26 protein-coding genes and 1 pseudogene are annotated in these 26,512 nt (G+C 74.0%); 9 read left to right on the plus strand and 18 right to left on the minus strand.

The window, feature by feature from the left end; genetic code table 11:
* Positions 1-27: 27 nt before the first annotated feature.
* Entirely contained in the window at positions 28-678 is a 651-nt protein-coding gene (locus ACFHW0_RS20190) for a TetR/AcrR family transcriptional regulator (RefSeq protein ID WP_416609779.1), read from the minus strand.
* A gap of 70 nt (positions 679-748) precedes the next feature.
* Here ACFHW0_RS20190 and ACFHW0_RS20195 point away from each other — a divergent pair, with 70 nt between their 5' ends.
* Together ACFHW0_RS20195 and ACFHW0_RS20200 are read left to right on the plus strand one after the other, a co-directional pair.
* On the plus strand, positions 749-2,095 hold the full coding sequence (locus ACFHW0_RS20195) for an MFS transporter (protein WP_416609781.1): 1,347 nt from the start codon (positions 749-751) through the stop codon (positions 2,093-2,095).
* Between the two features lie 184 nt (positions 2,096-2,279).
* Positions 2,280-3,437 (plus strand): hypothetical protein, encoded by a 1,158-nt coding sequence (locus ACFHW0_RS20200; protein WP_416609783.1) that lies wholly within the window; start codon positions 2,280-2,282, stop codon positions 3,435-3,437.
* 167 nt (positions 3,438-3,604) lie between these two features.
* Here ACFHW0_RS20200 and ACFHW0_RS20205 read toward each other — a convergent pair whose 3' ends face one another.
* Genes ACFHW0_RS20205 through ACFHW0_RS20220 form a run of 4 tightly spaced genes read right to left on the minus strand, consistent with a single transcriptional unit; the run spans position 3,605 to position 5,793 of the window.
* Complete coding sequence (locus tag ACFHW0_RS20205) at positions 3,605-4,027, minus strand: SHOCT-like domain-containing protein (RefSeq protein ID WP_416609785.1); 423 nt, start codon at positions 4,025-4,027, stop codon at positions 3,605-3,607.
* Between the two features lie 11 nt (positions 4,028-4,038).
* Positions 4,039-4,296, minus strand: coding sequence for a hypothetical protein (locus ACFHW0_RS20210; protein ID WP_416609786.1), 258 nt, complete (start codon positions 4,294-4,296; stop codon positions 4,039-4,041).
* The gene (locus ACFHW0_RS20215; RefSeq protein ID WP_416609788.1) at positions 4,296-4,673 is read right to left on the minus strand and encodes a DUF2089 domain-containing protein; all 378 of its coding nucleotides are present in this window, start codon (positions 4,671-4,673) and stop codon (positions 4,296-4,298) included. The genes ACFHW0_RS20210 and ACFHW0_RS20215 overlap by 1 nt, the downstream gene beginning before the upstream one ends.
* Before the next feature lie 46 nt (positions 4,674-4,719).
* Positions 4,720-5,793, minus strand: coding sequence for a helix-turn-helix transcriptional regulator (locus ACFHW0_RS20220; RefSeq protein WP_416609789.1), 1,074 nt, complete (start codon positions 5,791-5,793; stop codon positions 4,720-4,722).
* 61 nt (positions 5,794-5,854) lie between these two features.
* Between ACFHW0_RS20220 and ACFHW0_RS20225 the strand changes: the two genes are divergently transcribed.
* The 4 genes from ACFHW0_RS20225 to ACFHW0_RS20240 all read left to right on the plus strand — a co-directional run bounded on the left by ACFHW0_RS20225 (position 5,855) and on the right by ACFHW0_RS20240 (position 9,010).
* Positions 5,855-6,478 (plus strand): DinB family protein, encoded by a 624-nt coding sequence (locus ACFHW0_RS20225; RefSeq protein WP_416609791.1) that lies wholly within the window; start codon positions 5,855-5,857, stop codon positions 6,476-6,478.
* Positions 6,479-6,570: 92 nt separating this feature from the next.
* Positions 6,571-7,671 carry a winged helix DNA-binding domain-containing protein gene (locus ACFHW0_RS20230; protein WP_416609793.1) on the plus strand — a complete coding sequence of 367 codons (1,101 nt, stop codon included), beginning with the start codon at positions 6,571-6,573 and terminating at the stop codon, positions 7,669-7,671.
* A 53-nt stretch (positions 7,672-7,724) separates the two neighbouring features.
* Positions 7,725-8,315: a pyridoxamine 5'-phosphate oxidase family protein gene (locus ACFHW0_RS20235; protein WP_416609795.1), complete on the plus strand. Its 591-nt coding sequence runs from the start codon at positions 7,725-7,727 to the stop codon at positions 8,313-8,315.
* A gap of 353 nt (positions 8,316-8,668) precedes the next feature.
* Entirely contained in the window at positions 8,669-9,010 is a 342-nt protein-coding gene (locus tag ACFHW0_RS20240) for an RNA polymerase-binding protein RbpA (protein ID WP_007460094.1), read from the plus strand.
* A 62-nt stretch (positions 9,011-9,072) separates the two neighbouring features.
* Here ACFHW0_RS20240 and ACFHW0_RS20245 read toward each other — a convergent pair whose 3' ends face one another.
* From ACFHW0_RS20245 to ACFHW0_RS20285, 9 genes and pseudogenes are all read right to left on the minus strand, one after another.
* Positions 9,073-9,597, minus strand: a complete 525-nt coding sequence (locus ACFHW0_RS20245; RefSeq protein ID WP_416609798.1) for an FxsA family protein — start codon at positions 9,595-9,597, stop codon at positions 9,073-9,075.
* An 85-nt stretch (positions 9,598-9,682) separates the two neighbouring features.
* On the minus strand, positions 9,683-10,489 hold the full coding sequence (locus ACFHW0_RS20250) for a polyprenol monophosphomannose synthase (RefSeq protein ID WP_416609800.1): 807 nt from the start codon (positions 10,487-10,489) through the stop codon (positions 9,683-9,685).
* Positions 10,490-10,497: 8 nt separating this feature from the next.
* Positions 10,498-12,104 (minus strand): annotated as a pseudogene (gene lnt, locus ACFHW0_RS20255) (apolipoprotein N-acyltransferase); the annotation flags it as partial.
* 469 nt (positions 12,105-12,573) lie between these two features.
* Positions 12,574-13,911, minus strand: coding sequence for a glutamate mutase L (locus ACFHW0_RS20260; protein WP_416609802.1), 1,338 nt, complete (start codon positions 13,909-13,911; stop codon positions 12,574-12,576).
* Entirely contained in the window at positions 13,908-14,300 is a 393-nt protein-coding gene (locus ACFHW0_RS20265) for a hotdog domain-containing protein (RefSeq protein ID WP_416609804.1), read from the minus strand. Before ACFHW0_RS20265 ends, ACFHW0_RS20260 begins: the two co-directional genes overlap by 4 nt.
* Positions 14,297-15,073: an OAM dimerization domain-containing protein gene (locus ACFHW0_RS20270; RefSeq protein WP_416609805.1), complete on the minus strand. Its 777-nt coding sequence runs from the start codon at positions 15,071-15,073 to the stop codon at positions 14,297-14,299. The genes ACFHW0_RS20265 and ACFHW0_RS20270 overlap by 4 nt, the downstream gene beginning before the upstream one ends.
* Positions 15,070-16,656 (minus strand): lysine 5,6-aminomutase subunit alpha, encoded by a 1,587-nt coding sequence (locus tag ACFHW0_RS20275; protein ID WP_416609807.1) that lies wholly within the window; start codon positions 16,654-16,656, stop codon positions 15,070-15,072. The genes ACFHW0_RS20270 and ACFHW0_RS20275 overlap by 4 nt, the downstream gene beginning before the upstream one ends.
* Positions 16,657-16,723: 67 nt before the next feature.
* Positions 16,724-18,292 (minus strand): amidohydrolase, encoded by a 1,569-nt coding sequence (locus ACFHW0_RS20280; protein WP_416609809.1) that lies wholly within the window; start codon positions 18,290-18,292, stop codon positions 16,724-16,726.
* A gap of 5 nt (positions 18,293-18,297) precedes the next feature.
* Positions 18,298-19,347 (minus strand): zinc-binding alcohol dehydrogenase, encoded by a 1,050-nt coding sequence (locus ACFHW0_RS20285; RefSeq protein WP_416609847.1) that lies wholly within the window; start codon positions 19,345-19,347, stop codon positions 18,298-18,300.
* Between the two features lie 154 nt (positions 19,348-19,501).
* Here ACFHW0_RS20285 and ACFHW0_RS20290 point away from each other — a divergent pair, with 154 nt between their 5' ends.
* Complete coding sequence (locus tag ACFHW0_RS20290; protein ID WP_416609811.1) at positions 19,502-20,908, plus strand: KamA family radical SAM protein; 1,407 nt, start codon at positions 19,502-19,504, stop codon at positions 20,906-20,908.
* 126 nt (positions 20,909-21,034) lie between these two features.
* Here the strand turns inward: ACFHW0_RS20290 and ACFHW0_RS20295 are convergent, their stop codons facing one another.
* Positions 21,035-21,229 (minus strand): CsbD family protein, encoded by a 195-nt coding sequence (locus ACFHW0_RS20295; protein WP_416609813.1) that lies wholly within the window; start codon positions 21,227-21,229, stop codon positions 21,035-21,037.
* A gap of 166 nt (positions 21,230-21,395) precedes the next feature.
* Between ACFHW0_RS20295 and ACFHW0_RS20300 the strand changes: the two genes are divergently transcribed.
* Positions 21,396-22,007, plus strand: a complete 612-nt coding sequence (locus ACFHW0_RS20300) for a histidine phosphatase family protein (protein ID WP_416609815.1) — start codon at positions 21,396-21,398, stop codon at positions 22,005-22,007.
* Here ACFHW0_RS20300 and ACFHW0_RS20305 read toward each other — a convergent pair.
* From ACFHW0_RS20305 to ACFHW0_RS20315, 3 genes are all read right to left on the minus strand, one after another.
* Positions 21,937-22,443, minus strand: a complete 507-nt coding sequence (locus ACFHW0_RS20305) for an Lrp/AsnC family transcriptional regulator (RefSeq protein ID WP_416609817.1) — start codon at positions 22,441-22,443, stop codon at positions 21,937-21,939. The genes ACFHW0_RS20300 and ACFHW0_RS20305 overlap by 71 nt on opposite strands.
* A gap of 93 nt (positions 22,444-22,536) precedes the next feature.
* Positions 22,537-23,679, minus strand: coding sequence for an acyl-CoA dehydrogenase family protein (locus tag ACFHW0_RS20310; protein WP_416609819.1), 1,143 nt, complete (start codon positions 23,677-23,679; stop codon positions 22,537-22,539).
* Positions 23,676-24,791: a M24 family metallopeptidase gene (locus tag ACFHW0_RS20315; protein WP_416609821.1), complete on the minus strand. Its 1,116-nt coding sequence runs from the start codon at positions 24,789-24,791 to the stop codon at positions 23,676-23,678. Before ACFHW0_RS20315 ends, ACFHW0_RS20310 begins: the two co-directional genes overlap by 4 nt.
* A gap of 218 nt (positions 24,792-25,009) precedes the next feature.
* Between ACFHW0_RS20315 and ACFHW0_RS20320 the strand changes: the two genes are divergently transcribed.
* On the plus strand, positions 25,010-26,389 hold the full coding sequence (locus ACFHW0_RS20320) for a glycosyl hydrolase family 18 protein (RefSeq protein ID WP_416609822.1): 1,380 nt from the start codon (positions 25,010-25,012) through the stop codon (positions 26,387-26,389).
* Positions 26,390-26,512 lie beyond the last annotated feature (123 nt).

The raw sequence follows: 26,512 nt of genomic DNA on the forward strand, positions 1-26,512 counted from the left end.
GATAATGACCCGCTACGCCTCGGCACGTCAAGGCGTCGCCGGCCCGTACAGCCCGTCGAGGAAGCGGTGCACGAAGGCGCGGAACTCCCGCCGCTCGCGCGCCTGCGACCCCCCGCCGGCGGCCAGGGCGACCACGTGCCCGTGCACCGCCCACACCAGGCTGCGCACCGTCACGTGCGGCGTCGGCTCGACCAGCGCCCCGGCCGCCGCGGCGGCGGCGAGCAGGTCGGCGACGAGCCGGTACAGCGGGGCCGCGTACCGCTCGTCGAGTTCGGCGTGCCGCTGCGGCTCCAGCCAGCGGCGCAGCCACAACGCGGTGGTCTCCGGCCGGTCCTCCAGGAAGTCCACGAACACGTCCACCAGGTCGTGCAGCGCGCGCCGGACCTCGGCCGGCCCGCTGTCCAGCGCCTGCCGGGCGCGCCCGGCCGCCGCCTCGAGCGCCTCCCGCTCGGCGGCGAAGACCCGCGCGAAGCAGGCGTCGTAGAGCTGCGCCTTCGTACCCGTGTGGTGCGAGACCGTGGCCACGTCGACGCCGGCGGCCGCCGCGACCTCCCGCAGCCCGACGGCGTCGAAGCCCCGCCGGGCGAACAGCGCGGTCGCGGCGGTCAGCACCACCTCCCGGGTCGGTCGGGTCTCGTCACGGCGGGGCCGCCCGGGTCGACGGCGGGGCATGGTCATGGCCGCCATTCTGCCCCTACAATCCAGCATCCGTTGGATTGCGGGCTGCGCGCCCGCCGAGGAGGCCGCCATGACCGGGCTCGACCAGCAGCCGGCCGGCACGGACACCACCGCCCTGCCGCGTGGGCCGTTGCTCGGCTTCGCCGCCGGTTCCCTCGGCATGGGCGTCTGGGTGACGGTCCCCGGCCTGCTGCTGCTCTACTTCCTCACCGACGTGCTGGCCGTCGCCCCCTGGCTGGCCGGCCTGGCGCTGCTGCTGCCGAAGGTCGCCGACGTGCTGCTGCATCCCTGGATCGGGCACCGCTGCGACGTCGAGCAGGCACGCCGGGGCGACCGGCGTCGGCTGCTGCTGCTCGGCTGCGCCCTGCCGCTGGCGTTCGCCACGCTGTTCGCCGTGCCCGGCGCGCTCACCGGCGCGCCGGCCGCAGCCTGGGTGGCGCTCGCCTTCGTCGTCGGCAACCTGCTCTTCGCCGCCTACCAGGTCCCCTACCTGGCCACCCCCGCCGACCTGCGGATCGGCTACCACGAGCGCACCCGGCTGATGGCCTTCCGGATGGTGGTGCTGACCCTCGGCATCCTCGCCTCCGGGCTGCTGGCACCCCTGCTGGCCGGCGGCGAGGACGCCACCCGGGCCGGCTACCAGCGGATGGGCGTGCTGCTGGCCGTCGGGATGCTGGCCGCCATGCTGGTCGGCGTGGCCGGCATCGCCCGGCTGCGCCGGGCCGCCGCCGCGACGCCCGCACCGCACGGCGGCGGCTGGCGAGGGCTCGTCGTGGCGCTGCGCGACCGGCAGTTCCGTTGGCTGGTCGCCGCGTACCTGGCCATGTCCACCACCACCCACCTGGTCCTGGCCGCCGTGCCCTACTACGCCGAGTACGAGCTGGGCCGCCCCGGACTGACCACCGTGCTGGTGGCCGCCTTCGTCGCCCCGGCGCTGATGGTCACCCCGGCCTGGCTGACGCTGGCCCGCCGCGTCGGCAAGCAGCGGGCGCTGCTGGGCGCCCAGGGCGCCTTCGCGGTCGGCTCGCTGGTCCTCGCCGTCGGCCGCCCCGCGGGGCTGCCCGTGCTGGTGGCCGCCGTGGCGGTGCTCGGCGTCGCCTTCGCCGGCATGCAACTGCTGCCGTTCTCGATGGTGCCCGACGTCATCCGGGCGGGCGGCGGCGCCGCCGGCACCTACACCGGGGTCTGGACGGCCACCGAGGCCACCGGCGCGGCGCTGGGCCCGTGGGCGTACTCGCTGTGCCTGGCCGCGGGCGGGTTCGTCGCCTCCACCGCCGGTGAGGGCGTCACGCAGCCCGACGGCGCGCTGACCGCGATCCGCTGGGGCTTCGGGCTGCTGCCCGCCGCGGCGATGCTCGTCGCGCTGCTGCTGCAACGCCGCTACACCCTGGACCGTACGGCCCGCACGGCCGGCTGAGCAGCCCCCACACAGGTCCGCGCGGTGCACACCGGCTGCCGGTTCGCCCCCGCGCCGCCGGCGGCACGCGCCGCCCACGCCGCAGGCGGTCCGCCGCGCGGCGGGCGGACCGGGGTCGCTCCGGCCCGGAGGCGCGGGGCGCTGCGCCGGGGGCCACCGGGCCCGGCAGTAGACTCCGCCCTCGATGGACGCCGAGCCCGCCCCCGCCGAGACCCGCCCCTGCGCCCACTGCGGACGCCAGGTGCCGCAGCGCGTCGGCGCCGGCCGGCCGTTCCGCTACTGCCGCGACAACGACGGCGCCTGCCAACGGGCCTCACGCAACAGCCGGATGCGGCACCGCAACGCCCCCGGCCTGCCCGGTCAGGTGGCCCGCACCTGGGAGGCGGTGGACCGGCTGGAGCAGGTCGCGGAGGCCCTCGCCGACGCCCTGCACGCCGAGCTGTCCCCGGTCGGGGTGGAACGCCAGCTCGCGCAGGCCCGCGCCGACGCCGCGACGCAGGTCGCGGCGGCCCAGACCGAGCGCGACGACGCCCGCCGCGACGCCGAGGACGCCGCCGCGGCCGCCGTCCGGGCCCGCGAGGAGGCCCGGTCCGCCGTTGCCGAACGCGACGCCGCCCACGACGAGGCCCGGCGCGCCGCCGAGCGGGCCACGGCCGCGGTCGAACGCGCCGACCGGGCGGAGGCCGCCCGCGACGACGCCCGCCGGCAGGCCAGCGCCGCGGAGGCCCTGCGCACCCAGGCCGAACGCGACCGCGACACGGCCCGCCACGAGCTGCGTGCGCTGCGCGCCGAGGCCGACGCCGAGCGCCGCCGCGCCACCGAGCTCACCGGCGAACGCGACGCCGCCCGCGCCGACGCCGACCGGGCGACCCGCGCCGCCACCGAGGCCCTCGACCGCGCGCAGCGCCTGCACGCCGAGGCCGAGCAGGCCCGCGAGCACGCCGCCCGGGCCCGCGAGCAGGCCGAGCGGGCGCGCACCGAGGCCGACGTTGCCCGCACGGCCGCCGCCGAGGCCGACACGGCCCGCCAGCGCGCCGAAGCCGCCCGCCGGGAGGCCGAGACCGCCCGGCAGCGCGCCGAGGCGACCGCCGAGCAGGCCCGCGCGGAGCTGGCCGACCTCGCCGGCCGGCACGACACGCTGCGCGCCGACCTGGCCGCCGCGCGCGAGGCCGCGAGCGCCGCCGAGGGCCGTGTCGAGGACCTGACCGTACGGCTGCGCGCCGCCGAGACCGACCGCGACGAGGCGCAGCGGCGCACCGCCCAGCTCGCCGACCAGGTCAGCCACCTCGCCGCCGCCCTGGCCAACCTCGGCACCCCCGGCCGCGCCCGGCAGGCCCCCTGAGCGCCCCGGACGGCGACCGACGCGGGCCTCGCCGCTGTCGACGTCGACCCGGCCGGCTGCGCGGCTAGAATCCAGATTCGCAGTTCAACCGTGCTCTGTGATAGCGGACGCGGCCTCGGGAGGGTGTTCCCGCACCCTTCCGAGGGTCCGTCCCACCCCGACGGCGGCTACTCGCAGAAGACACGCACGGTGGCATCGGGCTGGTCGACCTCCACGGTCATCTCGTCGAGGTGCTCCACGAGCGCCTCGAGCTGTTCGGGCTTGAGCTGCGTGAGGTCGAACGGCACGCCCGACTTGCTCAGCTCGGCGTTGGCCTGGCCCAGTGCCTGCGGCGGGATCAGGGCCGCCAGCCGAACGCCGGCTCGCAGCAGTTGCAGCGGCACCCGTACGTTGACCCGCCCCGGCTCGCCGTTCTCCACGGTGTCCACCACCACCCGCAGGTACTTCGCCCTGTTCTTCGGCCGGGTGCCGAGGCTCGACGCCGCCGGCGGCTGGGTCCGTTCGAGCGCGGTGATGAGCCGCTCCGCCTCCTCAGCGGTGATCTTTCCCTCGGCCAGCATGTCGAGGATGTCCCTGCGTTGTTCGTTCATCAGAAGCTCTCCTATCGGACGGTGACGAGCACGGCCGTACGGCCCTGCTCGATGTCGAGCCGGGTGCCCGGCAACGCGGAGACGATGCGCCAACCCGTGCCGAGCGCGCCCACCACGCTGACGCGGTACGCGAGGCAGGCCACCGCTGCCACCAGCACGGCCAGAACCGCGACCGGTGAGCACACGAGCACGACGGGGAGCACCGGGATCCAGATCCGGACGGGACGGCTGTCCGAACGGGTGACCCGTACGGTGAGCGAGCGTGGCATCACGCGCGGCCCTCCAGTTCGGACACCGCCTGTTGTGCGGTGAGCTCACCGCGGCGCAGCCGCTCGATGACGTCGGCCCGCGACGGCGCCGGATCGGTCTCGACGAAGTCGAACATCTGCGCGATCCGGTTCAGTCGTGACTTGACCGTCGGGTAGCTCACCCCGAAGATCCGCTCCATCTCCTTGATGGAGCCGTGGCACCGCACGAACGCCGTGACGAAGACCTGATCCTCGGCGTTGAGCTGGGCCAGTTGCGGCAGCGCGAACTCGCCCTCGATCGCGACGCCGCCGCTCGCCAGGCGCACCCGTTCGACGACGAACGGCTGGCCCCGGGTCAGATTCGTGAGTTCCTGCCAGTCCATCGCCTGCTCTGTCATATCCGAAGTTCTAACCGGCAAATCTTTAAATTCCTAGAGTCTGACCTTAATTTTCTTGAGATCGCACTTCCTTCGGTTGCTGCTGTGCCCGGCGTCCACCCGGCTCCTCCCGTCGGCGACGACCGGCGGGTGCGTCGGTGGCGGCGTCGGCGTAGCGGCGGGCCAGCTGCGCGAAGGCGTCCCTGAGCTCGGCCGGGCCGACGACCTCGATGTCGGCGTCGAAGCGGCCGATGGAGGCGGCCAGGCCGGCCCACGACCACGAACCCAGGACGAACCGGCAGCGGTGCGGGCCGAGTTCCTCGACGACCGCGTCGCGGGCGTACCCGGACACCGCCGCGGCGGGCAGGTCGAGGATCACCTCCCCACGGCAGGGCCAGTCGCCGGAGCCGTCGGAGCCCCGGAACCTGCTGGTCACGAAGGCGGCCACCGCACCTCCGGGCAGCTCGCGCGGCGTGAACCGGGGCCCGGTGGGGGTGCGCGGGGCGATCCGGTCGGCACGGAAGGTACGCCAGTCCTCGCGGTCGAGGTCCCAGGCCACGAGGTACCAGCGCCCGCCCCAGGTGACGAGGTGGTGCGGCTGCACCCGGCGCGGCGGAGGCCGCCCACCGTCGTCGCCGGCCTCCGGTGGGGACACGGGGGTGTAGTCGAAGCGCAGCACCTCGCGGGCGTGCACGGCGGCGCCGAGGGCCATGAGCACGCCGCTGTCGACCTGCGGCTGCGCCCGGGACGCGGACGGCTCGACGGCGGTGACCCGAAGGACGTCGATGCGGCGGCGCAGCCGGGCGGGCATGACCTGCCGCACCGTGTGCAGTGCGCGCGCCGCGGCTTCCTCGATGCCGGCGCCGGCGGTGGTGGCGAGTTGCAGGGCGATGGCCAGGGCGACGGCCTGCTCGTCGTCGAACAGCAGCGGCGGCAACTGGGTGCCGGCGTCGAGCCGGTAGCCGCCGTCGGGTCCCTTGAAGGCGGCGATGGGATAGCCGAGCTCCCGCAGCCGCTCGACGTCCCGCCGCACGGTGCGCGCGCTGACGTCCAGCCGCGCGGCCAGCAGCGCCCCCGGCCAGTCCCGGCGCGCCTGCAGCAGCGAGAGCAACGCCAGCAGGCGCGCGGAGGTCTTCGGCACCTGCCCATGATGCCCACAGAAGCGGACACTCCCTGTCCTCTTCGGCTGCGAACGTTGTCACGTGCCAACCGACGACGACAACAGGGAGCCGAACGCCGTGACCGTCACCACCACGCCCCCGTCGACCCTCGACGCCGAACGGGCCGACCTGCTCGCCGCGCTCGCGAGCGCCCGAGCCGCCCTGACCGGCACCGTCCGCGGCCTCAGCGACGAGCAACTCGGCCAGCGCCCGACGGCCAGCTCCCTGTGCCTGGGCGGGCTGATCAAGCACGTCGCGTCCGTCGAGCAAGGGTGGATGCGCTTCGTGGCCGAGGGCCCGTCGGCGATGCGCTACGACCTGCCCGACGGGGTCACGTGGGCCGACCTCGCGGCCGGTACGGCACGCGAGGTGCCGCAGTGGGCCATCGACCACGAGACCGACTTCCGGATGCTGCCCGGCGAGACCCTGGCCGGGATCCTCGCCCGTTACGAGCAGGTCGCCGCCCGCAGCGAGGAGATCGTCGCCGCCGTCACCGACCTGTCGGCGACCCACCCGTTGCCGCAGGCGCCGTGGCACGAGCCGGGAGCGGTGCGCAGCGTACGCCGGGTGCTGACGCACCTCATCGCCGAGACCGCCCAGCACGCCGGGCACGCCGGGCACGCCGACATCCTGCGCGAGACCCTCGACGGGCAGCGGACCACCTGAGTACTCGGGCGCCGACCGGCGTCCCGAGCACTCGTCCCCCAGGCAGGTCCCGTCCCCCGCACCCGGGGGACCCGCAGGAGAGGCGTGAGCCGATGACCGTTCTCGACCACCGGGCACTCAACCGCGCGACCCTGGCCCGGCAGCTGCTGCTCGATCGCGCCGACATGCCGGTCCTCGACGCCGTCGCGCACCTGGGCGGCCTACAGGCGCAGGAACCGCAGGAGCCGTTCGTCGGGCTCTGGTCGCGGCTGCGCGCGTTCGACCCGGCGGCGCTGTCGGACCTGCTGACGGGACGCGCCGTGGTGCGGATGCACCTCATGCGCCGCACCGTGCACCTCGTCACCGCCGACGACGCCCTGGCCTGGCGGGCCCGCCACGACGGCATGCTGCGCCAACGGGTCCTCGGCGTCTTCCGCAGCGAACTCGCCGGGGTGGACCTCGACGAACTCGCGGCGGCGGGCCGGGCGGTGCTGGCCGGCGAGCGGTCCCGCTCGCCGAGCGAGGTGGCGCGGGCCCTGGCCGAGCGCTGGCCGGCACCGGGACCGCGGGCGCTGGGCGAGATGCTGCTCGCCGCCCTCGTCCCGGTGGTGCAGCTGCCGCCGCGCGGGCTGTGGCGCACGAGGGCGGGAGTCCGTACCGTCCTGCTCTCCACCTGGCTGGGACGCGAGATCGACCCGCCGGCACCGCAGGGCGGCGATCCCGTCGGCGAAGCGCTGGTGCGCCGCTACCTGGCCGCGTACGGCCCGGCCGCCACGGCCGACCTGCGCGCCTGGTGTGGCCTCGCCGGGCTGCCGGCCGCGGTGGCCGCGATCCGCGAGGAACTGGTCGCCTTCCGCGACGAGCGGGGCCGGCAACTGTGGGACCTGCCCGACGCGCCGCGCCCCGGCCCCGACACACCCGCCCCGGTGCGGTTCCTGCCGGCGTTCGACAACGCGCTGCTCGGCTACGACGACCGCAGCCGCATCGTCGACGACGCCCACCGTGGCCTGTCCGTCGCCGGCACCCGCGTCGTCCTGGTCGACGGCCGGGTCGCCGCTACCTGGAGCGGCACGGCCGACACCGTGCTCGTCACCCCGCTGCGCCGCCTCTCCCGCGCGGAGCGCGCCGCCGTAATCGAGCGGGGACGGGCGTTGGCGTCGTTCCTCTCCGACGACGACAGCGACCGCGTACGCATCGCCGCGTCCACGCCCTGAGCGCCGCACCACCCGGGGCAGTGGGGAGACCCCTACCGGGCCATGATGCGGAGGTGGGAAAGACATACGAGCGCATCGAGGGCCGGCTGCGCAGCTTCATCGAGGACCAGCCGCTGTTCTTCACCGCCACCGCCCCGCTGTCGGGCGACGGCACCATCAACCTGTCGCCGAAAGGGCTGCGTGGCTCGTGGGCGGTCGTCGACGCGCACACCGTGGCCTACCTGGACTTCGCGGGCAGCAACGCCGAGACGATCGCGCACCTGCGGGAGAACGGCCGGATCACGCTCATGTGGTGCGCGTTCGACGGGCCGCCGAACATCGTGCGGGTGCACGGGCGCGGCGAGCCGGTGTTCCGTGACGACCCCCGCTGGGGTGAGCTGACGGGCCACTTCCCGGACATCGACACCAGCGTGCACGGCCTGCGGGCGATCATCGTCGTGCGCGCCGAGCTCATCCGCGACACCTGCGGCTACGCGGTGCCGTTCATGTCCTACGACGCCGACCGCGACCTGCACGCCCGGCGCTTCGCCCGCGAGGACGACGCGTCGCTGAGCGACTACTTCGCCGGCAAGGACCACGTGGCCCGCAGCATCGACGGGCTGCCGGGCCTGCCGCTGCCGCTGCCACCGACCCCGGCGACCTGAGCCGGCCGCCGCGTCGCAGTGCCGTTCCCCGCGCCGGGTCGCTGCCCTTCCCCGCGAGGAGGAGCGGACCGGGCTCTCGGGTGGGCGGCGGCGGGGGCCGGGGCGCGTATCCGCGCGGCGCGGCCGGCGCGTCACCGGCCGCCGCGACCTGCGCCGCCTCGGGACGGCTACCATCGCCGGTGGCACAGCGGAAACACTCCACCCGTCCGACCCGGCCCGGGGCGACCCCGTCGGGCGGCTGGCATGGCCGGCTACCCTTGTGCAGGCCCGCCCGGCGTCCGGGCGGGAATGGCCCGGCGGGAACGGACCGTTACACCGAGTAGACCAGCACCACGAACGAGGGGAAGTCGATCATGGGCGAGCGTATGCTGCGTGGCAGCCGTCTGGGCGCGGTCAGCTACGAATCCGACCGCAACACGGAGCTCGCGCCGCGTCAGACCCGCGAGTACCTCTGCGCCAAGGGCCACCAGTTCGAGGTCCCGTTCGCCGTCGACGCCGAGGTCCCCACGACCTGGGAGTGCAAGTTCGACGGCAGCGTGGCCCGGCTGGTCGACGGCAACGAGCCGGAGCAGAAGAAGGCCAAGCCGCCGCGCACCCACTGGGACATGCTGCTGGAGCGGCGTTCCATCGCCGAACTGGAGGACATCCTCGCCGAGCGGCTGCAGGAGGTCCGCACCCGCCGCGGCCGCGCCTGAGCCGCACCTGGACGCCACGGCGCCCCGGGAGCATCCGCTCCCGGGGCGCCGTCGTGTCCGGATCAGTTCCGGCCGGGCTCGACGATCTCACCCTCGATGGCGCGACCCCCGTCGACGACGACGGTCGGTTCGGCAGCCGGCTGCGGCTGCGGCTGCGGCGCACCCCGACGCACCCGCACCCGGCGCGGCCCGAACAGGTCACCGGCGACCATCGACGACACCCGCCGCTCCGCGGCCCGCTGCACCCCGTTGCGGGCCAGCCGGCGCACCGGCGGCACCAGCAACGACACCCCCACCAGGCCGCTGAGCAGGCCCGGCATCGCCAATAGCAGCGCGCCGAGGAGCCCGACGAGACCGTCGGTGACCTGCCGGCCCGGCGGCTGACCGGCCTGCGCGGAAACCTTGAAGCCACGCCAGGCGCGCATCCCCTCCCGACGCAGCAGCACCAGCCCCAGCAGCGACACCGCGAACACCGCCAGCAGTGCCGAGCCGAACCCGATCGCCCGCCCCACCGCGACGAACACCAGCAGTTCCAGCAGCGTCGCCGCCAACAGGGCCAACGGCACAAACCTCAGTCCTCGGCGCATCTCACCCCATTCGCCATCAGCGGCGCCTGCGGCGGGGCCACCCCGCGCGGGCGCCGGCGCCCCGTCCAGCATGACACGCCGCCGCTCAGGGCCACCGCACCTGACCGGTGGGGGTGCCGTGCAGTCCCCGCCGCACCGCCAGCCGCCGGTCCTGCACCCCCCACGCCGTGATGCGCCACAACGCCTCCGCCACGATCAGCGGGCTCATCTTGCTGCTGCCGCGCTCCCGCTCGGCGAACGTGATCGGCACCTCGACGATGCGCGCCCCGCACCGGTGCGCCAGCCGCGACAACTCCACCTGGAACGAGTAACCCTGCGAGCAGACCGACGCCAGGTCGATCTCGTCCAGGGCCGCCAGCCGGTACACCCGGTAGCCGCCGGTGGCGTCGGACAACGGCATGCCCAACACCAGCCGCGCGTACAGGTTGCCGCAGCGCGACAACAGCAGCCGCCGCAGCGGCCAGTTCACCACCCGCGCCCCGGCGGTCCACCGGGAACCGATCACCACGTCGGCGTCGCGGGCGGCGGACAGCAGCGCGGGCAGGTCCTCCGGGGCGTGCGAACCGTCGGCGTCCATCTCCACCACCGCGTCGAAGCCGCGCTCGCGGGCCCACGCGAACCCCGCCAGGTAGGCCGCGCCGAGGCCCTGCTTGCCCTCGCGGTGCAGCACGTGCACCCGACGGTCGTCGCCGGCCAGGGCGTCGGCGAGCGCACCGGTGCCGTCCGGGCTGTTGTCGTCGGCGACCAGGATCTCCACCGCCGGGGCGGCGCGACGCACCCGCGCCACGATCCGCGCCACGTTGTCGGCCTCGTTGTAGGTCGGGATCACCACGAGCACCCGACCCACCCCCGGATGACCGTTGTCCGTCCGGGTGCCGGTCGTTTCGCCCACCGTCGCTCCCCCTCCGCCGGCGTACCGGCTGGTGTCACCCGGCGTGCGGCCGGCGACGCAGCACGCCCGCGCCCACCAGGGCCGCCACGGCCAGGGTGGCCAGCGCCACCTCCGGCCACAACCCGACCCGGGTGGCCAGGGTGCGCCCGTCGTCCAGTCGCAGCTGCCGCACCACGACCGCTCGGGTGTTGAACCCGGTGGCGTCGCTTACCCGCCCGTCCGGGGCAACGAACCCGGACACCCCCACCGTGGAGGCCATCAACGCCGGCCGGCCGTGCTCGACCGCCCGCAGCCGCACCATGGCCAACTGCTGGCGCGCCTCGGCCACGTCGAACGTGGCGTTGTTGGTCTGCACCACCAGCAGCTGCGCCCCGCCCGTGACGGTGTCGCGTACCACCTCGTCGTAGGCGACCTCGAAACAGATCACGTCGCCGAGCACCGCCGCCCCCGTACGCAGCACCCCCGGCTCGCTGCCCGGCACGAAGTCGGCGCGTACCCGGTCGACCTGCTTGCTGATCATCCGGGCCAGATCGCGCATCGGCACGTACTCGGCGAACGGCACCGGGTGCCGCTTGGTGTACAGCTGCTCCAGGTCCGGGCCGCTGCCGGGCCGCCACAGAATCCCCGCGTTGCGCACCTGCCCCTCCCCCGGGCCGCGCAGCACCGCACCGACCAGGATCGGGGCGCCGACCGCGTCGGCGGCCTGCGAGATGCGCGCCCCGGCGTCGGTGTCGCGCAGCGGGTCGATGTCGCTGGAGTTCTCCGGCCACACCACCAGGTCGGGGCGGGGCCGCACACCGGCGGACACCTGCCCGGCCAGCTCGATCGTGGCGTCGACGTGATTGTTCAGCACCGCCTGCCGCTGGGCGTTGAAGTCCAACCCCAGCCGGGGCACGTTGCCCTGCACGATCGCCACCGTCACCGCGCCGCCGCCCCCCGCACCGGACACCGGCACCAGCAGCCCCACCACGGGCACCGCGACCGCCGCGGCGGCCAACCCGGCCACCGGCACCCACCAGCGCCGCCGCCCGCCCCACGGCCGCCACAGCGCCGCGACCAGCAGCCCACCGGTCAGCGCCACCGCGAACGTCACCAGCGGCGCGCCACCCCACGCGGCCAGCCGCAGCAGCGGCGAGCCGTCCTGGCTGAACGCCAGCCGCCCCCACGGGAACCCGCCGAACGGGGTGCGGTCACGCAGCGCCTCCTGCCCCACCCACAACACCCCGGTCACCGCCGGCCAACTCCACCGCACCCGCTCGACCAGCGGCGAGGCGTACGCGCCCGCCGCGCCCAGCAGCGCCAGGTAGCCGGCCTGCAACAGCGACAGCAACACCCACGGCAGGTAGCCGGTGTGCAGGTTCGTCCAGCTCAGCAGCGGCGCGAACAACGCCACCCCGGTCAGCAGACCCAACCCGGCGCCCGCGCGTACACGGCGGCGGTGCGTCGCCGCGGCCAGCAACGCCACCCCCAGCGGCGCGAGCGGCCACAGCCCGTACGGCGGGAACGCCGCCAGCAACGCCAGCCCGGCCACCACCGCCATCGCCGCGGCCACCGGCAACGGCAGCGCCCGCCCGGCAGGCGGTCCGCTGTCGTCCCCGGTCGGCGCCGGCCCCATCCCCACGATCACGGGCCGAAGGCTACCCGCCGGCCGGATGCCGCCCCACCGGGCCACACACCGGCGCAAGGGAAGCCGCGGACACAAATCGGGGCGCGGCTCGCGCCGCGCCCCGATGCTCCCAGGCCCTTCCCGGCCGGTGGGGCGAGAATGAGCTGCGCCGACCTTCGGACCGACCCGACGCGGACTGGCTGCCCCCGCCTGGCCGTTGTCTACTGGCCGTGCACCTCACCCTGCCCGTACACCGGTAACCGCGGCCGGTTCGCGCCGCCCCGCCGACCCCCGCCCGCTGGACCTGGCCGCCGCGACGCACTGCTCACATGTCGCTCGGCCAGCGGACGAAGGGACGAAGCGAACAACAGCCGCTTCCCGTAGTAGGACTCAAAGACGGTACGGCGTGGACCCCCGCCGCTGTCAACCCACCCGGGCCTGTCGTGTGATGCACCACGGCGTGTCGCGTCGGCGAGTCTCAATCCGTGGCGAGGTGCCGGCGCAGCAACGCCCCCGCCGCCTCCGGATGCTCGGCCGCCAGCAACCCACCGGCGGCCAGCACGTAGTCGACGTCGACCACCGGCCGCGCCGCGCGCGGCAGCGGCCACCCACCGGCGTGGTCGGCCAGCACCGCACCCAGCACACCCGCCGCGTCCGCCGGCGCGGCGTGCCGCAACACCCCACCGGAGCCCACCAGCAGCCGCACGTCACGCAGGTCCCGCCCGGCCCGCTCACCCGTGGCCGCCCCCCGGGCGTGCCGCCGCAACGCCACCGTCGCCGCCAGGGCCGCGATCCGCGCGTCCACCGCACGCTCCGCGTCCCCCGCCGGCAGGAACCCCGGATCGCCGGCGCGCACCGCCGCCCCCGCCGCCAGGTCGTCGCGCTGCGCGTCGGTCAGCAACCGCTCCTCGACGGCCGCCCGCACCACCCCCGGCGCGCTCCACCGCATGCCCAGGTCCCCCTCGACGGTACGGGCCCGCCACAGCGACCCCGCCACCTCCCGCCCCGGCCCGGTGGCCCGCTCGTCCGGCGTGAGCACCGAATACACGTCCGTGGTGGCGCCACCCACGTCCACCACCACCAGATCACCACCCAGCGTGTCGGCCAGCACCTCCACGCCGATCAGCACCGCGTCGGGGGTGGCCGCCCGCACCAGCCGCGCGAACCGCGACCCCCGCGACAGCCGCTTCCCACCGATCACGTGCCGCAGGAACACCTCCCGGATCGCCGCCCGCGCCGACGCCGGCGCCAACACCCCGATGCGCGGCAGCACGTTGTCGGCCACCGTCACCGGCACCCGCGCCCCCGCCAGCACCGCGTGCAGATCGTCGCGGACGTCGACGTTGCCGGCCAACACCACCGGCACCCGCCAACGCGCCCTCGCCAGCCGAGTCGCGTTGTGCGTCAACGTCTCGGCGTCACCGCCGTCGGTGCCGCCGACCAGCAGCACCACGTCCGGGCGGGCCGCCCGCAACCCGGCCAGCTCCGCCGCACCGAGCCGACCCGCCGCCACGTGCACCACGTCCGCGCCCGCCGACAGACCCACCCGCCGGCCCGCCTGCGCGGTCACCAGCCGCTCGTAGCCCACGACCGCCAGGCGCAACCCACCCCCGGCCGACGAGCACACGTACCACGGCACCCGACCCACCGCCAGGCCGGCGGTGGCCGCCGCCACCGCCGCGTCCAGGCCGTGCAGCACATCCGTACCCACCGTCGTCGGCGCCGACGCCGACGACACCAACGCGCCCGCGTCGAGATCCACCACCGCCACCTTCGTGTACGTGGACCCGACGTCGGCGCAGACCGCGTACCTCACGCCACCGGCGGAACGACCACCGTGCCGGTCGCGGTGACCGCCACGATCGGCTCGTCGAGCACCTCCGCGGCCGACTCACCCCGATCCGAACGACCCCGGCACACCACCCTCGCGGCGAAGTCGATCGTGCGGCTGCGCGTACCCACCCGGGTCACCGTCGCCGTCACCTCCAACACGTCGCCCGCCCGCATCGCCGACCGGAACTGCACGTCCGAGTACGACGCGAACAGCCCCTCGTCACCGTCGGTCCGGATACACACCTCCGTGGCCACGTCCCCGAACAACCCCAACGCGTACGCCCCGTCGACCAGGTTGCCGGCGTAGTGGGCGTGCGAATACGGCACATACCGTCGGTGCACGACCGTCAGACCCACCCGGGAATCACTCATGCCTTCGCCCTCTTGTCCGTGGTCAACGCATGCACCAGGAAACTCGCCACCTCACCCGGGGTGGTCCCCCGGCCGAAGATCCGATCCACGCCCAACTCGCCGGCCATCGACTCGTCGAAACGCGGCCCACCCACGATCAGCAACGGCCGACGCCCCGCCGGCATCGCCTCCCGGAACGCCGCCGACATCTCCCGCGTGTTGTGCAGATGCGCGTCGCGCTGCGTCACCACCTGCGACACCAGCACCGCGTCCGCGCGCTCCACCCGCGCCGCCTCCACCAACTCCGGCACGCTCACCTGCGCACCCAGGTTCGTGACCTTCAACTCCCGGTAGTACTCCAGGCCCTTCTCCCCGGCGATGCCCTTGACGTTGAGGATCGCGTCGATGCCGACCGTGTGCGCGTCCGTGCCGATGCACGCCCCCACCACCGACAACTTGCGCCGCAACCGCCGCTTCACCACCGCGTTGACCTCCTTGGCGCTCAGCAGCGGAAAGTCACGCTCCACCACCTGCACCGCCGACAGGTCCACCAGATGGTTCACCCGCCCGTACACCACGAAGAACGTGAACCCGTCGCTCATCGGCTTGGCGTGCACCAGCATCGCAGGATCGATGCCCATCTTGTTCGCCAACTGCACCGCCGCGCCCTCGGCCCGCTTGTCGTGCGACACCGGCAACGTGAACGACACCTGCACCATGCCGTCGCCCGTCGTGTCCCCGTACGGCCGCACGATCCTCTTCCCGGCGTCCCCGCCGGCCTCGACGGCGCTCACGCCCGTGCCACCTCTCCACCCGCCACCGCCGGCGCCTCCAGGATCTCCGCGGCCGGATTGAAGTAGCCCGCCTCGTGCGCGGCCACCCCCGCCAGGCCCTTGCCCCGGTCCGCCGGCCGCTTCATGATCCCGAACGTGCCCTCGGCGATCGCCGTCAACAGCGACTGCTCACCGATGCGCTCCAGCAGCTCGACCGCCTCACCCAGCACCCGGTTGGCCCGCTGCTGGATGAACCCGCCCGGCGCCGGCACGAAGTCCTCGTGCAACCCACCGGCCGCACCCAGCACGTACCGCACGTTCTGCAGAGCGATGTCCCGATCCGACAACCACGGCGTCACCACCGCCTCGGTCATCATCCCCACCAGCAGGATCCCCTGACCGGTCACCGTCCCCACCAGATTGAAGAACCCGTCCAACAGGTTGCCCCGGAACACGTCGCCGGTCATGTGCTTGGTCGGCGGCATCCACTTCAACGGCGCGTCCGGGAACAACTCTCGCGCCAGCAACGCGTGCGCCAACTCCAACCGCAACGACTCCGGCACATCAGGGTTGATCTCGAACGCGTGCCCCAACCCCAACTGCCAGTCCGCCAACCCCGCCTCGTGCGCGAAGAACTCGTTGAGCAACTGCGACACCGTCACCGTGTGCGCCTCGTCCACCGCGTCCGCGGTGGTCAGGTAGTTGTCCTCACCGGTGTTGATGATGATCCCCGCCCGCGCGTGCACCTGACGCGAGAACCGCTGGTCCACGAACGTCCGGATCGGATTGATGTCACGGAACAGGATCCCGTACATCGAGTCGTTCAACATCATGTCCAGCCGCTCCAGGCCGGCCAACGTCGCCATCTCCGGCATGCACAGACCCGACGCGTAGTTCGTCAGCCGCACGTACCGGCCCAACTCCCGCGACGACTCGTCCAGCGCCGCCCGCATCAACCGGAAGTTCTCCTGCGTCGCGTACGTGCCCGCGAAGCCCTCCCGCGTCGCCCCCTCCGGCACGTAGTCCAGCAACGACTGCCCCGTCGACCGGATCACCGCGATGACGTCCGCACCCGCCCGCGCCGCCGCCTGCGCCTGCGGAATGTCCTCGTAGATGTCCCCCGTCGCCACGATCAGATAGATCCACGGCCGCTGCCTCGGATCCCCGAACCGCTTCACCAGCCGGTCCCGCTCCGCCCGCCGCCGGTCGATCGCCCGGATCCCCGCACCCACCGCCCTGCGCGCCGCCTTCCGCGCCGCCGTGGCCGCCTTCCTCGTCGGCACCTCGAACCGCACCGACCCGGCCGCCGCCTTCTGCGCCAGCAACGTCACGTCACCGAGCTGCTCCCGGGCCAGCGCGTCGAACACCGGCAACGCCACCCCGTGCCCCAATCCCACGTCCGCGACCACCGCGTCCACGAGCCGGTTCACCCACGGAATCCCGTCCGGATCGGCACCGCTCACCCCGGCCAGCCGCAACACCGCACGCTCCACCGACACCGTCGTGTGGCTGCGCGCCAGATCCACCACCGGCTGCCCCGCCCGGCGCGCCAACTCCCGCGCCCGCGCCACCAGCCGCGGATCCAGATCAAGCTTGCCCGTCACACCGTCACCCCGATCCGCCCGGCGACAGCGCCACGCGCCCCCCTTGCCGTACCGATGGTTCGCTCGCTCACGAAGACCCTTCCTCATAGATCACGTCACCGCGCAACACCGTGCGCCGACACACCGGCAGCGGCGTCGGGTCCAGCGGACCACGCGCCTCCACATCCGCCGCCAACAACACCGGCAACCCCCGGTCCACCCCCGCCGGCGTCGACCACACCGCGAACGTCGCCGGCGCCCCCAACGCCAGCACACCCTCGTGGTCCATCCGCACCGCCCGCCACCCGCCACGGGTGTGCGCCGCGAACGCCGCCCGCACACTCATCCGCTGCGTCGGGCTGTGGTGCCACACCGCCGCCCGCACCGAACCCCACGGATCCAGCGGCGTCACCGGCGAATCCGACCCGAACGCCAACGCCACCCCGACGCCGTGCATCGCCCCCATCGGATTCGACTCCAACGACCGCTGCAAACCCAGCCGCGACTCGTACATCCGACCCGCGCCACCCCACAACCGGTCGAACGCCGGCTGCATGCTCGCCACGATCCCGTACTCCACGAACCCCGCGATCAGCCGCTTGTTCATGATCTCCGCGTGCTCGATGCGGTGCCGCGCCGCCCGCACCCGGTCCGTACCCAGCTTCTCCGCCGCCCCCGCGAAACCCTCCAACACCGTCGAGATCGCCGCGTCACCGATCGCGTGGAAGCCACCCTGCACACCGTGCGCCGCACAGTCCAACAGATGCTCCCGCACCTGCTCCGCACTCAGATAGCCGTGCCCGCAACCCCCGTCACCGTCCAGGTAGTCACGCGACACGTGCGCCGTACGCGACCCCAACGCCCCGTCGGCGAACAGATCACCCCCGGCCCCCACCGCACCCAACTCCCGGGCCCGCGCCGCACCCAGCAGCTCACCCCAGTACCCGTACACCTCCGCCACACCGTCACCCGACATCGCCAACAGACCCGTGAAGTCCTCCTCGTCGGAGATCTCCGGACCACCGCACTCGTGCACCGCCGCGATACCCAGCGACGCCGCGTGCGCCAACGCCGCCCGCTGCGCCGCCACCCGCTGCGCCCGCGTCACCGACGCGAAGGCCGCCGCCCGCACCACGTGGTGCGCGTCCCGCCGCAACCACCCCGACGCGTCATACCCCGCCGCCGACACCACCTGCGGACACGCCGCCAGCAACGCCGCCGACACCAGCGCCGAATGGATCGACGCCTGCGACAGATAGACCCGCCGACCACCGGCCGCCCGGTCCAGCACCACCGCGTCCGGCAGCTCCGCCACCGGCCAGCTCGACTCGTCCCAGCCGTGCCCCAGCACCACCGCGTCCGACGGCAACCCCGCCGCGAACCCCGCCACCGCGTCCAGCAACTCCCCCGCCGACCGCACCCCCGACAGGTCCAGCCCCGACAACGCCAACCCCGTGTCCGTCGCATGCACGTGCGCGTCGACGAACGCCGGCGTCACCAACGCCCCGTCCAGATCCACCACCCGCCCGGCGGCCGGCGCATCCGCGTCCACCCCCAACCAGGAGATCCGGCCGTCGGTGACCAGCAGAGCCGTCGCGCTCGGATCGGCCGGGCAGTGCAGCGTCCCGCCGCGGTACAGAGTCGAGGGGTTCGTCATGACCATCAGTCTGCCGCCAGACGCGCCTCGAACAACGCCCGCACCCCCGACTCCGAACGCAGCAGACCCAACGCGAACTCCGCGTGCCCCGGCACGTACCCGTTGCCGACCAGCATCGTCACGTCCGCCGCCAGGCCCTCCGCCCCCAACGCCGCCGCCGCGAAACTCGTCGCCATCGAGAAGAACACCACCGTGCCGCCATCCGCCGTCGCCAGCACCGCACCGTGCTCACAACCCGGCACGTCCACGCAGACCACCGTCACGTCCGCCGGCGCCTCCAACGCCGTCGTCACCGCCGTCGACAACGCCACCGGATCCCGGGCGTCGGCCAACGCCACCGCGTCCGCCAGACCCACCGCCGCCAGCGCGTCACGCTCCGCCACGACCGGCACCACCCCGACCGTACGGGCGGCACCCGCCCGCCGCGCCGCCGCCAGCGACAGCGACCCGCTCTTGCCCGCGCCACCGATCACCGCCACCCGCACCGGCGTCGGGTCCCCCGCCCGCTCCCGCTCCGCCACGTACCGCGACACCACCCGCGCCGTCAGCGCCGGCGCCCCGCACACGTCCAGCACCGCCAGGGACAGCTGCGGATCGAGATCCGCCGGCAGCACCGCCGCGATCGACCGGGCGAACAGGATCGCGTACCCGTCACACGGCACCTGCTCGCTGCGCCCGTCCCAGCGGGCCAACCCGTCGAGGATCGTCAGCGGCGTCAACGTCAGCGACACCAGGGTCGCCACCCGCTGCCCCGCCCGCAGCCCCAGCGGGGACCGCCGCCCCGCCTCCTCCACCGTGCCGATCAGCATCCCGCCCGACCCGGTCACCGGGTTCTGCATCTTGCCCCGGGCGGACACGATCTGAAGCACCTCGGCGCGGACCGCGTCGCCGTCCCCACCGTGCTTCTCCCACAGCTGCCGGAAGCTCGCCGCGTCCAGGTTCAACCGCTCCACCCGGATCCGCACCTCGTTCGGCGCGATCTCCAGGCTCGCGTCCAGCCGCCACGCGGCCTGCGGCAGCACCCCCGCCGGTTCGACAACGCGGTGCAGACCCACCGGTGACGTCACGCCGACCTCCCCTGTCACGCCGCTCGAAGCCCCGACCAGGGCTCGCGTAGCGGGAAAACTTACGGCAGACTAATTTCTTCACCGAATATTTTCCAGTAGCCTTCGGGATCGCTGACCAACCGCACCACATTGAGGAGGGGCCGTGACCCAGACCCAACCGGCGGAGACCCTGTCCCCGCCCCGCCCGGCGCCGGTCGCGGTCCCCACCGCCGGACAGCCCTACGAATACCGCCGCGCGCCCCTCGTCGAACCCGACTGGACCCGCTTCCCCGGCTGGCGCCACGTCACCCGCGACCAGTGGGAGAACGCACAGTGGCAGCGCGTCAACTGCGTCAAGAACATCAAGCAGCTGCGCACCGTCCTCGGCGACGCGGTCGACGAGACCTTCTACGCCGACCTCGAGGCCGACCAGAAGGCCCTGGCCACCATGTCCATGCTGGTGCCGCCGCAGATGATCAACACCATGGTCCCGTTCGCCCCGATGACCACCGAGGCGTTCCTCGCCGACCCCATCCGGCGCTACATGATCCCCGTCGCCTCCGACCGGCGCACCGACTGGCCCTCCCACCCGTACGCCAGCCGCGACTCCCTGCACGAACACGACATGTGGGTCGCCGAGGGCCTCACCCACCGCTACCCCACCAAGGTCCTCGCCGAGCTGCTCTCCACCTGCCCCCAGTACTGCGGGCACTGCACCCGCATGGACCTCGTCGGCAACTCCACCCCCGCCGTCGACAAGCTCAAGCTGACCCTCAAGCCCGTCGACCGCTACGACGCCCACATCGGCTACCTCAAGGCCCACCCCGGCGTCCGTGACGTCGTCGTCTCCGGCGGCGACGTGGCCAACGTCCCGTGGAAGAACCTCGAGTCGTACCTGATGCGGCTGCTGGAGATCGAGACCATCCGCGACATCCGGCTCGCCACCAAGGCCCTCATGGGCCTACCCCAGCACTGGCTCCAGCCCGACGTCGTCGAGGGCCTCGAACGCGTCGCCCGCACCGCCGCCCGCCGCGGCGTCAACCTCGCCATCCACACCCACGTCAACCACGCCCAGTCGCTCACCCCGCTGGTCGCCCGGGCCGCCCAGACCGCCCTCGACGTCGGCGTACGCGACGTGCGCAACCAGGGCGTGCTCATGCGCGGCGTCAACGCCACCGCCCCCGACCTGCTCGACCTCTGCTTCGCCCTCCAGGGCGAGGCGGGCATCCTGCCGTACTACTTCTACATGTGCGACATGATCCCCAACGCCGAGCACTGGCGGGTCCCCGTCTGGCACGCCCAGCAGCTCCAGCACGACATCATGGGCTACCTGCCCGGCTACGCCACCCCGCGCATCGTCTGCGACGTCCCGTTCGTCGGCAAGCGCTGGGTGCACATGCTCACCGAGTACGACCGCGACCGCGGCATCTCGTACTGGACGAAGAACTACCGCACCTCCATCGAGTCCGCCGACGCCGAGGCGCTCAACAAGCGCCACGCCTACTACGACCCGATCGACACCCTGCCCGACACCGGGCAGCAGTGGTGGGCCGCGCACCGCAACGACTGACCACCACCACACCGTCACCCCCGGAGCCGGCACCGGCCCGGGGGTGACGCGTTTCCGGGCCCACCCGGCCCGGCAGTGCCACCCGGCGACGTGGCCACCCGCCGGGGCCGCCCCATCGCCCGTGGGTCACCTCGTGAAGGCGTCCTTCACGTCTCCGCCGGCGTCCTTGAGGTGCTCGCCGGCCTGCCGGGCACGCGCGTCGCTCTGCTGGGCGGCACCCTCGCCGCGCATCCGCTCGTTGCCGGCGGCGCCGCCGAGCCGCTTCCTGGCGGCGCCGGCCAGCTGGCCGGCCTTGTTCTTCGCCTTGTCGGTGAAGCCCATGTCGCCTCCTCCGCACGGACCGGGTCTCCCCCGGCCTCGCCTGCCCGGGTGCCCTCACCTCACCGTTGGAAACGTCCGGCGGGTGGTGTGCAGCACCGCACACCCGCTAAGGCATCCTAGGATGCTAGGTGAACGGTGGGGAGAGGCCGTCTGGTTGACTGGAGCGATGGGAGAGCTTCTGCTGATCCGGCACGGCGAGACCACCTGGAGCGCCAGCCGCCGGCACACCTCGTACACCGACCTCCAGCTCACCCCCGACGGCGAGCGGCAGGCCCGCGCCCTCGGCCGCTTCCTCGCCGGCCGGCGCTTCGCCGCGGTCCTGACCAGCCCCCGCGCCCGGGCGCTGCACACCGCGCGGCTCGCCGGCCTCACGGTCAGCGGCACGGCCGACGACCTGGCCGAGTGGAACTACGGCGAGTACGAGGGACGCACCACCGCCGACATCCGCGACGACCACCCGAGCTGGTCCATCTGGGCCGACGGCTGCCCCGGCGGGGAGTCCCCGAACCAGGTCGGCGAGCGCCTCGACCGGGTGCTCGCCCGGGTCGGTCCACTGCTCGACCGGGGCACCGTCGCCCTCGTCGGGCACGCCCACAGCCTGCGCGTGCTCGGCGCCCGCTGGGTCGGCCTGCCCCCGTCGGCCGGGGGGCTGCTGCGCCTGGACACCGCCACGGTCAGCGTGCTCGGCCACGAGCACGGCCGGCGGGTCATCCTGCGTTGGAACCAGCCGGCTCCCCCGACGCCCGCGACCGCAGCCGAGTCTGGGGCTCGGCACTGATCTTCGGCGGCCGGTTCTCGTACGGCGTCGACAGCACCACGGTCGTGCGGGTGGTCACGTTCGCCGCCGTACGGATCTCCTGGAGCAGCCGCTCCAGGTCGGCGGGGCTGGCCACCCGCACCAGCAGGAGGTAGAAGTCCTCCCCCGCCACCGAGTAGCACGAGTCGATCTCGGGCAGGTGGGCCAGCCGCTCCGGCGCGTCGTCGGGCTGCGACGGGTCGAACGGCCGGATCGCCACGAACGCGGTCAGCGGCAGGTCGAGGGCCTCGAAGGAGACCCGGGCGGCGTACCCCTTGATCACGCCACGCTGCTCCAGCCGGCGCACCCGTTGGTGCACGGCGGAGACCGACAGGCCCACCTTCTCCGCCAGATCCGTGTACGACAGCCGACCGTCAGCGGTCAGCGCGGCGATGATGGCGCGGTCGATCTCCTCCACGGCGTGCAACCTACCGGGAAAACGCCGTCGCGGCGACGACGCGGCCCGCCGACGCGACGCGGCACACGTGCCGCGCCGGCGGGGCGGCGCCCGTCAGCCCCTCGCCAGCGCCCGGGAGATGACCAGCCGCTGGATCTGGTTGGTGCCCTCGACGATCTGGAGCACCTTGGCCTCGCGCATGTACCGCTCCACCGGGTGGTCGGCCACGTAGCCGGCCCCGCCGAGCACCTGCACCGCGTCGGTGGTCACCCGCATCGCCACGTCGGTGGCGAAGAGCTTCGCCTTCGCCGCCTCGATCGAGTACGGCCGGCCGGCGTCGCGCAGCCGGGCCGCGGCCAGCGTCAACGCCCGGGCCGCGGAGATCTGGGTGGCCAGGTCGGCGAGCGTGAAACCCAGTCCCTGGAAGTCGATGATCGCCCTGCCGAACTGCTGGCGCTCCCGGGCGTAGCCGACCGCGTAGTCCAGCGCCGCCTGGGCCAGCCCGACCGCGCAGGCGGCGATGCCGAGGCGCCCCGAGTCGAGGGCGGACATGGCGATGGTGAAGCCCGCCCCCTCGCCGCCGATCAGCCGCTCGGCCGGCACCCGGGCCGAGTCGAAGGCGATCTGCGCCACCGGGGAGGAGCGCAGCCCCATCGTCCGCTCGGCCGCCTGCGGGGCGATGCCGGGCGTGGCGCGGTCGGCCAGCAGGCAGGAGATGCCCTTCGGGCCGTGGCCGCCGGTGCGGCAGAAGATGTCGTAGAAGTCCGCCACCTGCGCGTGGGTGATCCACGCCTTGGTGCCGTCGACCACGTAGTCGTCACCGTCGCGCACGGCCTTCGTGGTCAGCGCGGCGGCGTCCGACCCGCCCTGCGGCTCCGACAGGCAGTACGCCCCGAGCAGCTCCCCGCCGATCATGTCGGGCAGCAGCTTGCGCTGCTCGTCCGTGCCGAACTGGGCCAGGGGGTAGCAGGACAGGGTGTGCACGCTGACCGCCTCGGCGACCGCGAGCCAGCGGCTGGCCAGGATCTCCAGCACCTGGAGGTAGACCTCGTAGGGCTGGGCGGCGCCGCCGTGCTCCTCGGCGTAGGGCAGGCCGAGCAGGCCGGCCCGCCCGAGGGTGCGCAGCACCTCGCGGGGGAACTCGGCGCGCTCCTCGAACCCGGCGGTCCGCGGCGCCAGCTCCCGGTCGGCGAGCTCGGTGGCGAGTTCCAGCAGGTCATGGGCCTCGTCGGTGGGAAGGATCCGGTCGACAGTCATAGCGCGATGAGCTCCGTGGGGGTGGTGTTGAGCCGTTGCACGCCGTCCGTGGCGCAGACGACGATGTCCTCGATGCGGGCGCCGTGCCGGCCCGCCAGGTAGATGCCCGGTTCGACGGAGAACGCCATCCCCGGCTCCAGGGGGCGGGCGTTGCCGGCCACCACGTAGGGATCCTCGTGGCCGTCCAGGCCGATGCCGTGGCCGGTGCGGTGCAGGAACGCCGCGCCGAACCCGGCGGCGGCGATCGGCTCCCGGGCCGCCGCGTCGACGTCGGAGGCGGTGACCCCGGGGCGGACCGCGGCCACCGCGGCCCGCTGGGCGGCGTGCAGCACCGCGTAGTAGTCGACGAACTCGGCGGGTGCCCGGCCGCCCGCGACGTAGGTGCGGGTGCAGTCGGAGCGGTAGCCCGACGGCATCGTCCCGCCGATGTCCACGACGACGGGTTCGCCGGCGCCGATCGGGCGGTCGGAGGTGCCGTGGTGCGGGCTGGCCGCGTTCGGGCCGGCGGCGACGATCACGAAGTCCACGCTGACGTGGCCGGCGGTCCGGATCGCCGCGGCGATGTCGGTGCCCACCTCCGCCTCGGTGCGTCCCGGCCGCAGCCACTCCCCCATCCGCTCGTGCACCGCGTCGATCGCCGCGCCCGCCTCGGCCAGCGCCGCGACCTCGGCCGGGGACTTGCGCAGGCGCATCTCGCGCAGCACCTCGGAGGCCAGCCGCTGGGTGGCGCCGGGCAGCGCCGCGCGCAGGGCCAGGACCTGCTCGGCCCACATCCGGTCGGCCAGGCCGACCGTCGCCACCGGCCCGCCGAGCGCGGCGACGAGCAGCGGGTACGGGTCCGTGCCGTCGGCGTGGTCGACGATGCGTACGCCGGTGGCCGGTGCCGGGGACGCCTCGGCGGCCGGCCGCTCCAGGGTGGGCACGATCAGGGTGGGCTCGCCCTGCGCGGGCAGCACCAGGCAGGTGAGCCGCTCCCCCTCGTGCGCGTCGTAGCCGGTCAGGTAGCGCAGATCGGAGCCCGGGGTCAGCAGCAGCGCGTCCAGGCCCGCCGCGGCGGTGGCGCGCCGGGCCTCGGCCAGCCGCCGGGGCGGATACAGCTCGTCGATTCCCACCCGGTCAGCTTAACGGTCGTTCGGGGCGTGGACCCAGCCCGCCCGGCGGGAGGGGAGCGCCCGTCAATCCATCGAACATCGTCGTTGACGCGACAGTTAACACTCCTTAGGATTTGGCTGCCTCGAGGATGTCCACCCGTCCCCACCCGTACGCCCGCACCCGGCGCCGCCGACGCGGGCGGCACGGCCGCCACCGCCCGCCCACGGGAAGGCCCCCGATGCCCTCATCGCTGTCCCGCCTCAGGTCGGCCCTCGCCGCCGGCCTGCTCACGCTGGCCACCGCGGCCACCACCCTCACCCTGGCCCCCGCCCCCGCGCAGGCCGCCGTGCTGCCCAACGGCTTCCGCAGCGTCGGCTACCTGCCGTCCTGGACCGGCGACGTCAACGCGGTGCAGTACGCCAAGCTGACCCACGTCAACTACGCGTTCGTGCTGCCCAACGGCGACGGCAGCCTCCGCCCGGTGGAGAACCCCGCCAAGCTCTCCCAACTGGTGTCCCGAGGTCACGCCAGCAATGTCAAGGTGTCGATCGCGATCGGCGGCTGGAACAACGGCGACGACTCCGCCTTCGAGGCGCTCGCCGCCAACGCCGGCACCCGCACGACCTTCGTCAACAACGTCGTCAACTTCGTCAACCAGTACAACCTCGACGGCGTCGACATGGACTGGGAGTACCCGGACCCGGGCGCCTCGGCGACCAACTACACCGCGCTGATGCAGCAGCTGGCCGGTGCCCTGCACAGCCGGGGCAAGCTGCTCACCGCCGCCGTCGTCTCCGAGGGCTGGTACGCCGAGGGCGTGCAGCCGGCCGTGTTCGGCCACGTGGACTGGCTCAACATCATGGCGTACGACGGCGGCAGCCCGCACGCCAACTACGACTGGTCGATCAACGCCGTCAACTTCTGGAAGTCCCGGGGCCTGCCCGCCCGCAAGGCGGTGCTGGGCGTGCCGTTCTACAGCCGGCCCGGCTACCACACCTACGCCTCGCTGGTCGCCATGGACCCGGCCAACGCCAACCGCGACTGCACCACGGTCGGCGGGACCCAGCAGTGCTACAACGGCATCCCGACGGTGAAGCGCAAGACCCAGTGGGCCATGGCCAACGCCGGCGGCATGATGAACTGGGAACTGAGCCAGGACACCACCGGGGCCACCTCCCTGGTCAGCGCGATCTACGACACCGCCACCGGCGGCACCACCCCGCCGCCCGTCGGGCGTACCGGCCCGATCACCGGGATCGGCGGCAAGTGTGTCGACGTGGCCGCCGCCGGCACCGCCAACGGCACCGCCGTGCAGCTCTACACGTGCAACGGCACCAACGCCCAGACCTGGACGGTGGGCACCGACGGCACCCTGCGCGCCCTCGGCAAGTGCGCCGACGTGACCAGCGCCTCCACCGCCAACGGCGCCAAGGTGCAGCTGTGGGACTGCAACGGCACCGGCGCGCAGGTCTGGCAGGCCCAGTCCAACGGCACGCTGCGCAACCCGGCGTCCAACAGGTGCCTCGACGCCACCGGCAACAGCTCCGCCGACGGCACCCGGCTGCAGATCTGGGACTGCTTCGGCGGCGCCAACCAGGTCTGGCGACTGCCCGCCTGAGCGGCACGGGGCCCCGTCACCGCCTCGGCGGGGCGGGGCCCGCGCGCCGGTCGCCCCCTCCCCCGGGCATCAGTCGCACGTCGGCCCGGCCGCCCCGGGCACCGTCCGCCGCCGGCCCGGCGC

The sequence above is a fragment of the Micromonospora sp. LOL_025 genome, from assembly GCF_048060285.1.
Taxonomy (GTDB): Bacteria; Actinomycetota; Actinomycetes; order Mycobacteriales; family Micromonosporaceae; genus Micromonospora.

Bases quoted from the DNA above. Each gene is read 5' to 3' on its own strand.
- ACFHW0_RS20200 (WP_416609783.1), top strand. From the start codon at position 2,280: ATGGACGCCGAGCCCGCCCCCGCCGAGACCCGCCCCTGCGCCCACTGC.
- ACFHW0_RS20310 (WP_416609819.1), bottom strand. From the start codon at position 23,679: ATGACTGTCGACCGGATCCTTCCCACCGACGAGGCCCATGACCTGCTG.
- ACFHW0_RS20240 (WP_007460094.1), top strand. From the start codon at position 8,669: ATGGGCGAGCGTATGCTGCGTGGCAGCCGTCTGGGCGCGGTCAGCTAC.
- ACFHW0_RS20320 (WP_416609822.1), top strand. From the start codon at position 25,010: ATGCCCTCATCGCTGTCCCGCCTCAGGTCGGCCCTCGCCGCCGGCCTG.
- ACFHW0_RS20245 (WP_416609798.1), bottom strand. From the start codon at position 9,597: ATGCGCCGAGGACTGAGGTTTGTGCCGTTGGCCCTGTTGGCGGCGACG.
- ACFHW0_RS20230 (WP_416609793.1), top strand. From the start codon at position 6,571: ATGACCGTTCTCGACCACCGGGCACTCAACCGCGCGACCCTGGCCCGG.
- ACFHW0_RS20210 (WP_416609786.1), bottom strand. From the start codon at position 4,296: ATGCCACGCTCGCTCACCGTACGGGTCACCCGTTCGGACAGCCGTCCC.
- ACFHW0_RS20295 (WP_416609813.1), bottom strand. From the start codon at position 21,229: ATGGGCTTCACCGACAAGGCGAAGAACAAGGCCGGCCAGCTGGCCGGC.
- ACFHW0_RS20300 (WP_416609815.1), top strand. From the start codon at position 21,396: ATGGGAGAGCTTCTGCTGATCCGGCACGGCGAGACCACCTGGAGCGCC.
- ACFHW0_RS20190 (WP_416609779.1), bottom strand. From the start codon at position 678: ATGACCATGCCCCGCCGTCGACCCGGGCGGCCCCGCCGTGACGAGACC.
- ACFHW0_RS20280 (WP_416609809.1), bottom strand. From the start codon at position 18,292: ATGACGAACCCCTCGACTCTGTACCGCGGCGGGACGCTGCACTGCCCG.
- ACFHW0_RS20265 (WP_416609804.1), bottom strand. From the start codon at position 14,300: ATGAGTGATTCCCGGGTGGGTCTGACGGTCGTGCACCGACGGTATGTG.
- ACFHW0_RS20215 (WP_416609788.1), bottom strand. From the start codon at position 4,673: ATGACAGAGCAGGCGATGGACTGGCAGGAACTCACGAATCTGACCCGG.
- ACFHW0_RS20195 (WP_416609781.1), top strand. From the start codon at position 749: ATGACCGGGCTCGACCAGCAGCCGGCCGGCACGGACACCACCGCCCTG.
- ACFHW0_RS20205 (WP_416609785.1), bottom strand. From the start codon at position 4,027: ATGAACGAACAACGCAGGGACATCCTCGACATGCTGGCCGAGGGAAAG.